Origin of the sequence: Krasilnikovia sp. MM14-A1259, from assembly GCF_047159535.1 — a bacterium.
Taxonomy (GTDB): Bacteria; Actinomycetota; Actinomycetes; order Mycobacteriales; family Micromonosporaceae; genus Actinoplanes.
In genome coordinates this window covers 5193307-5208479 of record NZ_BAAGAJ010000002.1, presented here as the reverse complement: position 1 = coordinate 5208479, position 15173 = coordinate 5193307, and the positions used below count along the sequence as shown (strand labels likewise).

General features: G+C 63.9%; 5 protein-coding genes. All 5 read right to left on the bottom strand.

The genetic code is table 11. The features are described from left to right. Positions 1-121 precede the first annotated feature (121 nt). The 5 genes from mads8 to mads2 are packed head-to-tail and all read right to left on the bottom strand — an operon-like array spanning position 122 to position 14973. A complete protein-coding gene (gene mads8 / locus ACMCNK_RS23605; protein ID WP_412738556.1) occupies positions 122-5554 on the bottom strand; it encodes a methylation-associated defense system ATP-binding protein MAD8 in 5433 nt (1810 codons plus the stop codon). Further along, positions 5551-7191: a methylation-associated defense system protein MAD7 gene (mads7, locus tag ACMCNK_RS23600; protein WP_412738555.1), complete on the bottom strand. Its 1641-nt coding sequence runs from the start codon at positions 7189-7191 to the stop codon at positions 5551-5553. The genes mads8 and mads7 overlap by 4 nt, the downstream gene beginning before the upstream one ends. Then, on the bottom strand, positions 7182-11420 hold the full coding sequence (gene mads6, locus ACMCNK_RS23595) for a methylation-associated defense system protein kinase MAD6 (protein WP_412738554.1): 4239 nt from the start codon (positions 11418-11420) through the stop codon (positions 7182-7184). Before mads6 ends, mads7 begins: the two co-directional genes overlap by 10 nt. Beyond that, on the bottom strand, positions 11420-12835 hold the full coding sequence (mads5, locus tag ACMCNK_RS23590; RefSeq protein WP_412738553.1) for a methylation-associated defense system restriction endonuclease subunit S MAD5: 1416 nt from the start codon (positions 12833-12835) through the stop codon (positions 11420-11422). The genes mads6 and mads5 overlap by 1 nt, the downstream gene beginning before the upstream one ends. Then, on the bottom strand, positions 12832-14973 hold the full coding sequence (mads2, locus tag ACMCNK_RS23585) for a methylation-associated defense system DNA methyltransferase MAD2 (RefSeq protein WP_412738552.1): 2142 nt from the start codon (positions 14971-14973) through the stop codon (positions 12832-12834). Before mads2 ends, mads5 begins: the two co-directional genes overlap by 4 nt. Between the last annotated feature and the right edge of the window lie 200 nt (positions 14974-15173).

Here is a 15173-nt window from a genome sequence, read left to right as displayed (position 1 = left end):
TTGGCCGTGGCTTCAAACTTGCGCGCCCGAAGAGCCTCGAGCCGCCAAGCTAGGGATCCCTAGTTCGGTCGCTATTCTCCCTTGGGCGCAGACGATCTGTCGGATCCTAGCCCCTCACAATTCACCCATGCGCTGTCTTCGTGGTGCCGCCATGCCGAGTCAATCGCGGGCGGAGGGCGACGCGCACCGCGCCGTGGGTCATCGAGCGCTCCGTCGCCTTACCCGCCCACAGGTACGCCTCGCCGGGTTGGAGATTGGCAAGCTGTTCCGGTCGGAGTCCCACGAGCGCGGCGTTGGCTTTCTGGATGTGCTTCAGCCACGCGGGCGAAGTCGCCTTGTGCATGATGACGATGTCGGAGAGCTCGATGAGTGACACAGGCACTGATGGCGGATCCTGGCTGGCTACGAGGATGCTCATTCCCTTGTGGCGCATCTCCCGGACGGACTCGACGAGAACGTCGACCAAGTCGGGGCTGTCAATGTACTTGTGGGCCTCGTCGAACACGACCAGCTTGTTGAAGTGACCGCCGTCATCCGTAGCTTGGGCGAAGAGTTGCATGAGCACGACGAAGAGGCCCAGACTCTCGTCCTTCTCGATGAGCTCGTCACGCAGGTCAACGATGATGAGGCGTCCGGGGCGCACATAGTCCGAAATGCGCACGGAGTCATCTATGTAGAGCGAGGCCAGGTCAAGCCGCTGCTGGGCAAGATCCTTCATAGTGTCGGCCATGGCCGACGCGGCGACGGCGTTTCGGATCGTGTCGAGGCGGAGGTTGGCGCGGTTTGCCCGGAAGATTTGGGTGAGCTGGCGGAGGTACATCGACTGGTTCCCGATGGCACCGAGCAAGAACTTCCAGTGGCTGATGTGCAGTTCGTCAGACCCAAAGAGCAGCGGCTGGACTTCGATGCCCGGGAACTCGCGGCGGCGCGTGTCCAGCTGATCGCTGGGGGCGAGTAGCAGGACATCCTCTAGTGCAGCCGGTTCGGCACCATAGCGTTCCCGCAGCCGGGTGATCTGCTGGTCGTGATCATTGGCAGCGATCATCGATGTAAATTCGGGGGCGTAATCCTGGGTGCTGCTGTAGTGGAAGACGATGGTAGCCAGGGGGCGGGGCAGCTGGTTGATTCCCTCAGCAGCGAGAGTGGCACCTTCGATGATGGAGCCGAGAGTGTAGCTCTTCCCGCCTCCCTGGACCCCGAACAGGCTGAGCGTGTGTGTCTCGTTGAGGTCGAGTGCGGTCTTGCGGCCACCGGCGACCTCGCCCAACAGCGCCCACTGGGGTGTATCGCCGGTGACACCGACGAGGATGTCAGGACTGGGAACCTCTCGATCAGCCTTAGCTGGCACGGATGCGACGTCAGCGCCGGACGGCCCCACTTCGCCTGGATCGGACCGAAGCTCGGGCACGGGCTCGGGAAGGACGCTCGGCTCGACCTCATCAACATCGGAGGCAGGCGGCTCCACTGCGGAAGTGCCAACTTGTGCCGACAATTCCGTAGCCTGCGCAGCGAGCGACTCCGGAACCGGCGGCTCGGGTCGCTCCTCTACGAGCGGCTTCAGGGTCGGTGCCCGGAAAGCGGCATCGGCACGACGAGTGCGGGTCAGCGCGGGGACAGTGATGGAGTGAGGCTCAGTGGCGTCGCCTGGCCGGTCGAGGTCAGTCGGCACGGCACTGAGCAGCTCGTCGATCTCATCGCGCCCAATATGGTGAAACTCGACCCCGCCGATTTGCTGCGGATCGCTACCGTTGCCCGATAGGTCGAAGACGAGCCCCGCGCGCTCGAACCGCAGGCTGAATCCATCATCAAGCGTTTCCAGTAGCCGCCTCGCATGGCTCCCGACCGAGGGACTGACCATCCGGTAGCGCTCGGCCCTCTCCAGATAGAAGCGCAGGAGGGCGGCAAGTTCCAGATTTTTCACCGCCCTGTCCACGCGATCGGGATCGGTGAAGCGGGGATCGAACTGCTCCTTGAGCACCCTCTCCGATGTGGCGATCTGCTCACTGATCTCCGTCTGCAACCGGTCGTACGCGGCGACATCGGGGATGGTCGAGTACGCCTTGACTTCGACCAGCCGGCAGGTGATCGTCCGGCTGAGAGCATCGAAGCTGAACAGACCCAAGTCTGTGCGTCGCAACGATCGCTCTGCGGCGGCAGAACGGCGACGCGTTTCTGCGTACAGCTCGTGGTGGGCGTCGAGCGGCAGGACGATCTGGTCGCCGAGTACGCGCTGTCCCTCCAGGTAGATGCGCGCTAGCGCAAGCCCGAGCACTTCGGAACGTTGGTTCCGAGCCGTAGAAGCTAGCTTGAACGCCAGGCTCCCCGACAACAAGCGAACCTGCTCGAAGAACGTCTGCAAGTGCCGGTCGTCAACCTGGATGCCGTGGTCACCGACCACCGGAGCGAGCAGGCGCCGCAGCTCGTCGACGCTACGCGAACTAACCATGACCTGGCGACCGAGCCCGGTTCGGCTGGAGACATAGTCGATGACGTAGTCGCTTGACCCGCGATCATCGGCTCGGTCGAAGTACTCCAGGCCGAGGGTCCGGTCGATGACAATGACCCAGTCGCTGTTGTCGTGCGCCTGATGCAGCAGCGAGCGTTGCACGGCATCGAGCGTGAGGGTTGTCGTGGGCACGCGGTCGAACGCCTTAGTCGCAACGGCCGCGGCCGCGAGCGCTAGGTCACGGGGAAGTCGGACTAGGCTCTCCCGGAAATCTCCGGTCTCTGGAACAGCCGACGCGAACAGCGGCGTCTTGCGCCAGGTAACGCTGCCCCGCTCGTCATCAACCTCAAACAAGGTGGTCGCCTGCTGTACGAATCCGTGCGCCGGCGCCTGCCGGACATGCTGCAGCCGGGCCGTGTCGTGCTCTTCCCCGGCAAAGGCATCGATGAGGACGGTTAGGTGCGCCTCGAACTCCTCCGGGCTTTCTTCGAACTCCACCAGTGAACGCACTGAGTAGGCCAACTTTGGCGCGCCGCGTGCCTGGCGTGCCGCAAACGCTTCGGCTTCGGCGCTATTGAACCGGCCGTCCGACCGGGTGAGTTCCGCCAGAGCGCCACCGATTCCGGGCATCTCGGTCTGATCGGTACACAAACGGAGGTCATAGTTGAGGTGCTTGGTGTCGGATCGCCGCTGTAGCTCGAGCAGGACTTCGACGATGAGGCCGGCGTCGCCCGGGTTGACAATGTTGAGCACGAGCGTTTGGACGTAGGGGTGCTGACGCACATAGCGCTCGATCCGGTCGGCCAGGACCAGGCTCGTCGGGCCGGCATCGGACCCCCGCGCAACGGCCGGTACACCGAGCGCGCGGGCGACCTTGTCGACGAGCCCGTGAGAGTCATCGGCGCCGCTAGGAAGGTAGGCCGCCCAGAATGGGGTCAGGTTGGCGACCGCGGCCAGCAGGCGACCGTCTTGGCGCGGCACTGCAAACGGGAAACCGAGCGAGTCCAGGCGCCCGAAAAACGACGCCTGGGCGTTCGCCGCGGCATCCTGCGGCTGACCGTCCAGGTCGGCCCGCCATTGAGCACCGAGGGCGGCCCACTCCGAGAGCCACAGCAGACGCAGCGGATGCGTCGGGCCCAGCAGAAGCAGCCGGTGCAGCGCCCCCAGGCCGTCGATGTAGGTGATCGCCACCCCATCGAGTTGCTGTAGCCCCGCCAGCGCGCGGAGCGCCATCGCCCTCTGTGCGGAACCGGCCCGCTGGACGTAGGTCGACTGGGCGTTCAGCGCCCTTTGGAAGGCGACGGCGTAGTCAATGATTTGGGTACGCATTCTGATGACGTCGGTCGTCTCGATGACTTTGCCTGGGTGGTGGTCGTTGACGACGCCGAGCACGTCGGCGAAGAGCTGGTCGCGGGCCGAGAGCAACGCCCCGAACGCGTGCTCGGCCTCCGGCCCGAGTCCGGACGCCCAGTCGGTTTCGTCGCGTCTCGGCTCGACAGGGGTGCCGTCCTGTCTGACGGACAATTGCCACAGCCCGACTTCGGCCGGTGCAAGCAGTGTCTTGCGTTCGATGTCGGTCAATTGATTGGAGAGGCGGACCTCGATGTTGCCGCCGCCTGAGATATGTACGCTGGCAGAGACGTAGAGGCCACCTTTGGCTGGTGCGGACCAGGCGGTCTGCCCGGGCTCCAGGGCACGTTCCGGCCTCCCCTCGACACAACGGGCGAAAGCGATGCGCTCCACGGCGTGCAGCACGCTCTCGTATCGGCTCGCCTTGTCTTCTGGCGGCTCTTCGTCCTCGTCGGCGCGGACCACGAAGAACGCCTCACTGCGGCCGGTTCCCGGCTTCACTACGACCGGACGGTCGGCGTCGGCTACTGGGGTGACCGTCAGAAGATGCCAGCCTTCGTCGAGGTCCGCCTTGTGCAGATTTCGAACGGTCGCCTTGTAGTCGCTCTTCGGTTTCACCCCGGCAGCGACCGAAACCGCGCGACCGGTAGGGCCGCCGTCCTCGGACTCGATCTCGACTCTGAGTTTGAGCAGTCCGTCGGATGGGGTCAGCGGAGTGTCGACTTTAAACTGAGCTGCCAGCGTCTTCGTGCCGTTGGCGCCGGCGACCACATAGGCCTGGCCGGCGAGGGACTTAAGCACGGGGTACTTGTCCAGGTGGTCGGCGTTGTCGCCGACCCTGGGCAGATCGAGGGTGTGCACGTCGATGCCGATGGCGACCTCGCGATTGCGGGGTGCCGGCCATTTGTCGAAGGTGAGCTCGCGGTTCTCCCGATCGGTGATGACACGGCGGGTCCAAGCGTTGCGGTCCTCCAGGCCGATCCGCCCGGCGAACGCGGCAAGTTTCGCGACGAAAGCAGAGTCGGGCAGCCCGAGGCCTAGCACACGTTGACGCTCGTCGAGTTCGGTGCGGCTGAGTTCATCGACCTGGATCCGGTTGTGGCCGATACGACTTGCCACATCGGTGTCTGGCGTGAATAGACCGAGGTCGGGCACCAGCCCGAACTGGTAGACAGCGGCACCGGCGGCGTCAGGCTCGTAGCCATTGGCCGCGATGGTCAACAGGTAGTGCACCCAGGCACGGTCGTTGTCGCGGCCGTCATTCTTCTGCGCGAGGGTCTCCTGGAGCCAGTTGATGCCATCGCGCAGGGCGGCAGGCACCTTTGCCAGGAGCTCCCTTCGCAGCATCTGGTAGGCGTTGCCGAGGGCAACTTCCTCGAACGTCGCTACCCCGAACGAATCCTCGGCGCTCGCTCGCAGGCCCGGTGGGACGAAGACCAGCAGGGGGCCGGCGGTCTCCGTGACTGGTCGGTTTCGTAGCTCGACCAGCTTAGTGCTACTCACCAGTGATCCGGTGGTGTCCTCGCGGGCCTGCGCGTCGGCGGCCAGCAGGCACACTACGGTGCCTGGCAGAGTCGCGGACCGGAGTCGTTGGACCAGCCGTAGCGACAGGTCGGTCTCGAGCTCCGTGACTCGCATGCAGTGGCCCGCCTCCCGGGTGCTAAGCAAACTCAGCAGGCGGGGAATCAAGACGTCTTCCAGCGCATCGCGCACGTCGGCAGGCGCGGGCTCGGCGAGTCCGACCGTGGTTGCGGTCATCGCTTGCTCCTTTCCGTCTCGGGGCTGTCGACACGGATGGCGAAGCGCGGCGTGATGGTCTGGGTTAGGTACGCATCGGACAGGTCTCGGTAGTAGCCGATCTCCCGGAGCCGGTGGACGAACGCCGTGGAGTTTTCCCGCAACGCCATCTGGTCAGGTACGTCGGCACCGGCGAACCCGTCCTCGTTCGGCAGCTGATCGATGTGCAGCCCGTACCGGGCTCGGAGCAGCTCCAACACCTCGTCGACGCGCATGGGCGAGGTGCGCATCCGCCCGGTGTCGTCCTGCCGTACGAGTGCAACCTGCAGAAGCACCTCAAGCAGCCGCGAGTCGAGCACCAGCCGGCGTACGCCGGCCTTTCCGCGAGGCTGGGTGACCATCTGACCGGGGCGATTCTTCATCAGGAGTGAGTCGAGGCAGTCGACTAGATATTTCCGTTGGAACGCTCCGCGGTAATGCATGACGAGTTCTAGATATGTCTCGAGGCGACTCAGGCCGAGATCCACGATCGTCTGCAGCTCAGGTGCGAGCGGGTTCTCCTCGTCATCGAGGATGCGGCGCACCCGCATGTCGAAGAACATCTCGCGATCTCTCTTGTGCTTGTCCGCCAACAGCGCGATCGCGTCGACCGCCGGCAACTCGTTCCGTCCGCCCGCCTTGAGTAGCTTTCCGTGTTTGGTCAGGTCCGCGGCGAAGTCACCGAGCTTCTGAACGGCGAACGTGCCCCGGACGAACTGGGGCAGCCGGCCGTACCAGATCTCGGCACTTTTGGTTGCGTACGGGGCAGGGGCGCCATTATCGACCCCGAGCACGTCAACGAAGAGATTGGCTGCATAGGGGCAGTGCTCCCCGGGCCGGTGCCCGCGAGCGCAGGACGGATCCACGGCGCCGGTGCGCACGGCGGCGGGAACAAGCTTGATCATCCGTAGGTGATAGAGCGCGAGATGGAAGGAGAGCAGGATCTTGAGGTGCTCGACGAGCACGGTGCGCGGCATGAAGTCGCGGTGCAGCAACAGGCGGAGCACGTCGTCGGCCATCAGCTCAGCGGGCTGCTTGCACAGCGGCACCAGGGGCTTGCGGGTGGAGCCGTCGGGCCGGTCCTGGGCCTTCTTCTCGGTCATCGACACCATGCTCAACAGCGCCTGTGACTCGACGTCGATGTCGGGCCCGGGGATCACCCGCCCGTCGGCCTCGATGTCGGAGAAGAAGAAGTCCTTGAGCTTCTGGACCGCCAGTGGCTTGACCGCGAGTAGCTCGTAAAGCTGCTCGTCTGCGCCATAGGGGCGGGAGCGACGGCTATTGCGCAGTCGATAAGCGAAGCCGTGCAACGGCCGAGGCCCGGCGACCGCCTCGGTAACCCGGCCCCGGTTGACGAGATCGAGCAGGTGCGTGCCGACCCAGCGCCGGCTGATGTCTTCGTTGTGGGCGAATCCGTCGAACGGTCCGTCCGAAGCCAGCAGCAGCGAGAGATAGTCCTCGACTGTAAGGTCGACCGCCCGGCTCATCCGGCTCGGCACCCCGTCATGCCACAGTCGGGCAAGGAAGGCGGTGAGGACTCGGTCCATGGCGAGGGTCTTGTAGTCGATTCGGCTGATCGAGTCGCACCGGAAGGCTCTGTCCTTGCTGTCTAGCGCCATTCCGCCTCCTCGGTATCCGGTATGTCAGCGGTCTGCGTGGCCAGGTGCAGCACTCCGTCCCCGGTGCGGCTCACGGTGTGCATCAGCGCACCGTCGACGGTGAGTAGGACCTCCTGGTACGGCGCGGCCGCGAGCTGGTTCTTGAAGACGGTCACGGCCAGCCCATATCCCTGGTCGTCCTCGACGCTGGCCTGGTAGCCGCGTCGGAATCGCTCGATCAGTTCGAACAGGTCCAGCCCGATCCGCAGCTCGGCGGGCGCCGCTCCTGCCCGGACCGGATCGGTGTAGGTCAGCTTCAACGCATTTGGTCTGGTCTCCAGATATGGGTGCGTGTGGGAGCCGACGCGCCCCGCGGTGAACCCGCTCTTGGGAAAGCGGCGCAAGCTGCGGACTGTGCCGCCTACAACGTCACGGACGCGGATCACCAGCCCACCGTCCGCGATCTCAGGCGAGATCACTCCCTCGCTGCGGTTCAGCGCCCGCAGAACATCTTCGACCTGAGGTCGAGCACGGTCGAGGTAGTCCAGGAAGCTTCGGGCTGAGGAATACGGCAGCATTTTCGCCGCTGCGCCGCTATCGCGCATCTCGAAGTACGTCAAACGGCGCGCCGTGGCCACATAGTGGGTCGTTGCCTGCGTGTTGGTTGGGTTCTCGATGATCTCGTCGTGGACCGTCTTGAGCAAGGCGCGAACGGGATTGCTCCGGTCTCCGGGCGTGATCAGATGGTGCTCCAGCAATCCTTCGGCCGCCAACCGCCGGTCCAACACCGGCTGTGGCACCGCGGCGACGTCGACCTCGCGCAGGTGTACGAGCAGGCGGTCTCGCTCGACCTCGGGTGCGCCACCGCGGTAGGAGTTGAAGTACTGAGATTCCAGGATCGCAGCACGGGCCGTCCCCTTGTAGAGACGGTGGATCTCGGTACAGTCACGTCCTGAGGTGATGGTGTAGGCGAGTGCGGAGCGCAGGTCTCGCAAGGTGATGTGCAGCCGTCCGCGCAACTGGGCGATCTCGTAGATGCGGCGCAGCCGGTCACGCACCTGAGCGCCGATCACCGGGCTGGCGATGGTGGTGGCATTCCTCCGGGCATAGCAGGAGTCAATGAGAACGCAGCCCTTGCAAGCCTCCCAGAAGCGCGGGGAGCTCATCTCGATCAGCATCTGTTCCAGGATGGAGTCATTGTTGCGGCCCCCGTCGCCAGTGCTCGCGGGCTGCACGGTAACGTCACGGAGGTTGAGATTTACTACGGCGACCCCGCCCGCGTTCTGCTCTCCGCGCAGCCCCTCTTCGACCGCTGCGGTCAGCGCAGCAAAGCGTCGGCCGCGGTGGGACAGGAAGTCGATCAGGCGGCCCTCGTTTACGGCGATCAGCCGCGTTTCCCCAGCTAAGGTGCCGATCTGGTCGGTGCCTTCAAAGGGCGCGAAGAAGTCGGTGAGCACCTCGTCACTGGCAATGTCTTCTTCGTCCTGACTGCCGTCGTAGTTGGTGCGGAAGCGTCTGCCGTCAAGTTCGAACTCGGCGCCGTTAGGTCGCTCGCCGATGAAGTCCGCACCCTTAGCCCGGGCGTCGGCCGTCAGCCGCTCCAAGAAGGCGGTCTTGCCGTCACCGGCGTTACCGGTGACGATCACGAGCGAATGCGCTCCGTTCAACACTGCCGGGGCGAGTGCCATGTCGAGAGCTGTCGGTACGTAGACGCGGTAGTCCTGTGCATCCATCCCGCGGGTGCCGCGATTGCTGCGGCGGCTCTGGCTGTAGAGAGTCTGCAGGTGGGCAACGAACGGGTTGTCCGACGTTGCAGGCTTGAGCTCATCCCGGGCGGTCACCGGCGGCACCTCGCTGGTGTGATCCACCCGAATCTGGGGGATCGTCGCCAACGGCGTCGGCGGTTTGGCGGCCACCCGCAGCGCTGTAAGGAACTCCTCAGCGCTCGTGAACCGCTTCCCCCGCTCGGGAGCAATCGCCTTCAATATGATCTCGACAAGCTTCGCCGGCACTTCCTCCGGCATCGTGAACCGGGTGCGCGGATCCTCTGCCGGCACCGCCGGGGGTGGAGTGCTCGCGTCCCACGGGTACGCCCCGGTCAGCGCCTCGTATAGGGTCACGCCAAGCGCAAACAGATCCCGGTCGACAAATCCCGCCCCGGTTGCGGGCACCTGGTCGATGTCGGGTGGGGTGTACTTGGGCGTGTTGGAGGTATGCGCTTGAGTGGACTCAGGGGTCTTTGCGATGCCGAAGTCGAGGATCCGGACACCGTCCTCGGTCCACAGTAGGTTGCCCGGCTTGATATCGCAGTGCCATACCTCCAGCGAGTGGATATGCGCCAACCCAGACGCCACATCGAGACCAATCCTGAGCACATCCGCAACAGTCAGGGGGCCGCTGCGGATCACCTCGCCAAGATCCTTACCTTCGACGTATTCGAAGACCAGGTAGGGATGGGAGTAGGGCGGCGGCAGCTGATCGACGTCGACCATCTTGACCACGTTGGGGTGAGTGGAGCCGCGGAGGCGGTCCATCACCATGCCCTCACGCCGGGCTTGCTCCTGCGGGTTTGCCGGGTCGCTCAAAATGAGCTTGACCACTCGGTCGACGTTCCGCATTGAGTCATATACCCGGTAGGCAACTCCAGAAGCCCCCGGCTTGCCTAGCAGAGACTTCACCAGGTACTTCGTGCCCAGCAGGTAGTCGCGTTCAAGATGCCGCCAGAAGCCTGGGTTGCGCCGCGGGTCCGCGCCGGTGTCGGCAGCGTTCGACGGCGGATTCTGCGAGTTCCCTCCTCCACCGCCACCGATGCGGCGCTGCGGACGACGAACTTCCCCGATTGCCAGCATCAGGCGGCGCAGAGCCTCCCTCGCATCGGGCCGATCGCCCGGATCCCTGGCGCAGAGCAAGGCCAGCCAGTGTCGCAGCTGCGGCGGCACGTCGGCCTGCACTAAAGCACGTTCGGGCAGCACGCCGCGCGCCTGAACCTGGGTGGTCATCGAATTGAACGGCCGGTGCCCGGTGAACAGCTCGAATCCGATCACACCGACGGCGTAGATGTCTGACTTCGCGCTCATCTTCGTCGGGCTATCGATCGTCTCGGGAGAGAGATACGCGACGTCGGCGTTGGCGTGCGCGTCAAGGGCGACCGTATAGGCCCGTGGCTGGGCTGTCTTGGCGTAGTCGAAGCCAGTGATCATCGCTCGGCCGTCGTTCGTGAGCAAGATCGTAGCCGGGCTTAAAGCCCTGTGCACGAGCCGTCGACTCTGAACGAGCGCCAGCCCGTCGAGCACCTGCCGCAGGATGAGTAGCTTCCGGTCGAGAGTCAGGGGCTCGGTGGCGCCCGGCCCCAGATATACCCGAAGTGCTGAGCCCTGCACATCGTCGTAGACCGTTACGTAGCCTCGATCCTCGGCGTCCGGAAAGAAGTCTCGCACACCGACGATGGCCGGATGAGCGGGCAGCTTGCCCAGCGCCTCGTAAGCAACGCCGATCTGCTTCTGCTGCTTGTCCCGCTCCTTCGCCTGGGCGTAAAGATCGGCCTGGCGCACCACCAAACGGACTGTGCCGGAGCCGTAGACAGTGTTGGCGTTCTTGGCACGGTACTCAGCGACGACATCGACGCCAGGGGCGTGCTGAGTCTCGCTGAGAGTCTCCAGCACTTGCCAGTTGCCGAAGAGCAGCGGCCCCGAGGGCACGCTAGCCACACCCTGGATCGCTTCCACGATCTTGTCGTGGTGGCGGCTGATGTCAGCGTCAACGGCGTAGGCGCCGGTCGGCACCCGGGAGACGTCCGAGAGCAGCGCCATCAGGTGCTGTAGGTTGACCGTCGACTCCGCATCACGCTGCGGGGAGTTGTGGTCTACCAGCCGCGCGTCCTTCACCGGAAGCACAACCACGGCGTCCACGAACACTCGGGTCAGGGCGGTGTAGTGCTTCTCCAGAAGGGCCTTGACCCGCTTGGCGTTCTCCCGCAACTTCGGCAGCGGACTGTGGAACGGGACGCGCCCAACAGGCATCCACCTACTGCCGTGGACATCGATACGGCCGAAGGTGCCCTTCACGTCAATGACGTAGACCATATGGCCCGTCACCACGGCAAGGTCGATCTCGAACAGGTTACTCCACGCGTCGGACACCTCGAAGTTATGCAGGACCGTCCAGTCATCAGGGCCGTGATCGCGCAGATAAGCGATGACTCGCCGCTCGGCATCGTTCGCCGGCTCACCGATCCGAACGATCCGCGCCATCAGGCCTCGGCCCCCTCAACCGCTTGTGTCAGCAAGGTCAGAGCTTCATCGTCTAGCGAATCCGCGCGGTCTCGGTCGCGAAACGCCCGACGAACTGTCTCCGCTATGCGTTCGCGATCATTGGGCTGGGCAATCGGAATCGGGACTTGCCGACGCAATCCCTCGTGGATGTCCTGTTGCTTGCCACCTGTGCTGAGTGACCGGAAGATGCGAAAAGCTACCTCCGATCTTAGTAGGGCAAAGAGATAAGCGCCAGGCACATCCTCGTCACCGCTTTCAATCCGGAGAAAATCCTCCGAGTAGGCGTTCTCCAGCCACGCTCCAGTCACCATGATCGGACGGCAGTAGACCTCGCGTTCACCAAGTGTGCCTCGTGCTGCCATTACGATGGTTTCATCATTCGCGAAGACCTCGGCTGGCAAGGCTCCCCGACTCATGAGTCGACCTTCCGGGCGCGACCAGAACGCTTGACGCTGGCCGATAAGGGGAACGCCATGGGCCTCATCGGCATCGATCCGCTTGAACCGAACGCCGCGGCTGAGCACGCCCTTCTCACAGATCTGCCCAAGGGTGCGGTGTTCGACTGAACTTAGCTTACGAATCAGAAGCTGAGCCCGCGGGGAAAAATTCAGCGCGCGCAGAGTCAGTGTTGAGACACCGCTGACGACGAAGCCGAGATCCGGCTTCTGATCATGCCAGCGGTAGTCAATGAGGTCGGGCAGCCCAACGCTGTTGAAGAAGTCCCGGGTGGCGGCGTTCAGGCCGGCCTGGAAGGCGGCACGGAGATGGGCGGCTCCCTCGACGAGTTCGTGGATGCGCTGCTCAAGCTGGGCGTCGAATCGGGGCACCGGGAGGTCAAAGAGATGGGGCGGCTCGATATGTTGGATGATCGCTCCGTACGCCGAGGAGACGATCATCGGGATTCCGAAGCGGCTGCGCAGGAAGGTGTAGAGGTAGCCTGACGGGATCTTGTCTGGATCCGCCTGCACCTTCATCACGTGCTGCGACGACCAGAATCCTGCCATGTCGGGCCGAACATACGCCATACGCCCGATGGTGCCTGAACACGAGATCAATGACATTCCAGGCTCGACCTCAAGGTACGGAAGCGCCGTGGCGATGTCCCTACCCAAGCGAGGCAGGTAGCTGAAGTCGGCCTCCAGCATGTCGGTGCTGCCGAGGAATGGGACGCTGTGCTCCGGGTCGTTCAAGTAGAGCCGGCTAAACTTCGGTCCATTGAAGATCCCCCCACTATAGCCAGCAGTGACACTGTCAAGACGTACCGTATTCGGGATTGCCTCGAGCCGCTTGCGGGCCTCTAGAGCCCCGGAGAGGTAGGGGGCCGGGTCCAGACGGTAACCCTGCTGGAAAAACCAGTCGACCTTGACCGGGTTGTCAAGGCTGATGACCTTCACTCTCCCGCCGCCTTGTCAGCGCGCGGATCAAAGCCAGGGATGGGGTGGTGCTCGCGAAACTCCCGGTACTTCTCCACGATCAGCGGCAGGTCGTTGTCGACGACCGGGCGACTGCGCTTCACCACCCGGGTCCGGGGGACGCCGGAGAGGGTGATGTACTCGGTCTCCTCGAACGTCTCCATGATGACGTCGCCGTTAGGGGTGCGCTTGTAAAGCTCGTTGCCGCGACGGTCGACGCCGACTTTCTCCGCGACTGCCATGAAGACCGGGTAGGAGATCACGTCGCCGAGTTCTTCGGCCGTCTTCTCTTCGTCGGTCTTGCGTTTGAGGAAGAGCAGCGTGGTGAGGATGTTGACGTTGGCGTCAACGATAAACGTTTCCACTGGCAGCTCGATACTGGCCAACACCCAGCACTCCCGCAGGATGAAGCGACGGATGCCCTCGTCGGCTGGGCCCGGGTTGGAGAGGATGCCGTTGGGCAGAACGATGCCCAGCCGGCCGCCGGGCTTTATCCACTCAATGGCGCGCTGAACAAAAAGCTGCTCGGGGGCCAGCGCGCCCGGGAGGTTCGCGCTCTCGCGCAGCTCGCCGGTCACCTTGTCACGCGACCATGACTTTGCCACACCTTCGCGGAAGTCGCCAAGTACCGACTCGTCACTGACCGGGATATCTGCGCCAAACGGTGGGTTGGTCAGCAGCACGTCGACGACGCCCGGGGCATTGCCCTTGGCCAGCGGGATCCTTTCGCTCGCCGAGGCGACACCGGAAAGATGGCCCTTCGGGAAGGCCAGGGAGTCCATGTGGAAGACATTTCCGGGGGTATCGGCAAGAGTCATGATATTCATCGATGTTGCTCTGACCAGGAAAGGGTCGAAGTCGGCGCCGAATAGGTGCTGGTCGGCGTACTTTCGCAATCGATCGCGATAGCGTTCGCTTTGCTCCGGAGAGTCAGGCAGCCCGCGCGTGCCATCCTCCTCCTGCATCTTGTGATGCAGGTGGGTCAGGGTGGCATGGAGGAACCCGCCAGTGCCGCAAGTGGGGTCGAGGACGGTCTCGTCTTCTCGTGGATCGAGGACTTCGATCATCAGCCTCACCGCGCCGCGCGGAGTGAAGTATTGCCCGCGGTCGCCACGCAGGTTAGTGCCGACAAGCTCCTGGTAGGCCAGTCCCTTGGCGTCGATATCGGTGCGACCCAGGTCATACGGAGCTAACTCGCTAACGATGAAAGCCAGCGCCCGCTCCGATAGCGTGATCTGGTCGCGATCGGTGAACAGGCCCGGGCCGGCGTACTGCTTCTTGACATCCTCGAAGAGATCGAGGATCCGAGCCCGGATCGCGGCACGCCCCGCCGCCTCGTACGGCTCTGTCATCGTCGTGTAGAAACGCCGCGTACTGCCGTTGCGCGCTTCACGCTCGTCATACATCTTCGCAAAGAGCAGGTAGAGGAACTGCCAGAACGCAGCGTCCTTCGGCATGCCCTCGTTACCGTGGATATAGTTGTGACAACGCCGGAAGGTGACCTTGAGCATCTCCGGCTCGGCGCGGCGCAACTGCTGCGCGGAGGCAACCTGACCGGAACCTACGGTGCCATCGGCTAGCGGCCAGTCGGCCCGCTGGTGGTAGGTGGCGCCGAAGCGGCCCGACTCCTTCTCAATGAAGAAGAAGTCAACATTGTCAGTCCACATGCCGTAACGCCGCTCCGGGAAGTCCTCGGCGCCCAGCAGCGCTTCCAATTCGGCCTGCTCGGTCTTCATCTGGTCAAGGTCCCGCAGCTTGACGACGTTCTTGCCGCGCTTGGGCTCCTGCTTGCACACGACCACGCGGCGCAGGTTGGCCTCAATGTGTTCGGCGCCCGAGGCGAACACGGCGATGTCGGCCCTCTTGTTTCTGGTCTTACCATCCAGGCCGACCTTGATCGGGAAGTCGCGCGCCATGTCCTCCGGGGCCACCTGGTATTCGTGAAAGAGCACCCGCAGGATTCGCTGCCGAACCCGCTCCTTGCCGTTGTCCTTCACTGGCTCGTTGGTGAGGAAGTCAACGAGGTAGCCGTCGTCGAGGTGAAGCCCCATCGAGCCAGCGTCGGTCTCGGTCGGCGCCTTCTGCTCGGGGGTAGCAAGAAGGGTTTCGAAGTCGGTCAAGTCCACCATCTCATCAACTCAGCACCAAGGACAGAGGACCCGCACGCACGCCGCACCGAGCGGTGTACGGGCTGTGCGTCATAATCTATCGCCCTGGTCCGACAAGTTGGCGACGACGATGCTCCGACATGCCGCGCCGTCAAGCGCGATCGGATCAGGGTTTCACGGCAGCATCCTGAGCGATGGTCTGGGACCCATCT

What these genes read in the sequence shown, in the direction of transcription:
- mads8 (WP_412738556.1), bottom strand. Translation starts at nt 5,554, where the DNA reads ATGACCGCAACCACGGTCGGACTCGCCGAGCCCGCGCCTGCCGACGTG.
- mads7 (WP_412738555.1), bottom strand. Translation starts at nt 7,191, where the DNA reads ATGGCGCTAGACAGCAAGGACAGAGCCTTCCGGTGCGACTCGATCAGC.
- mads6 (WP_412738554.1), bottom strand. Translation starts at nt 11,420, where the DNA reads ATGGCGCGGATCGTTCGGATCGGTGAGCCGGCGAACGATGCCGAGCGG.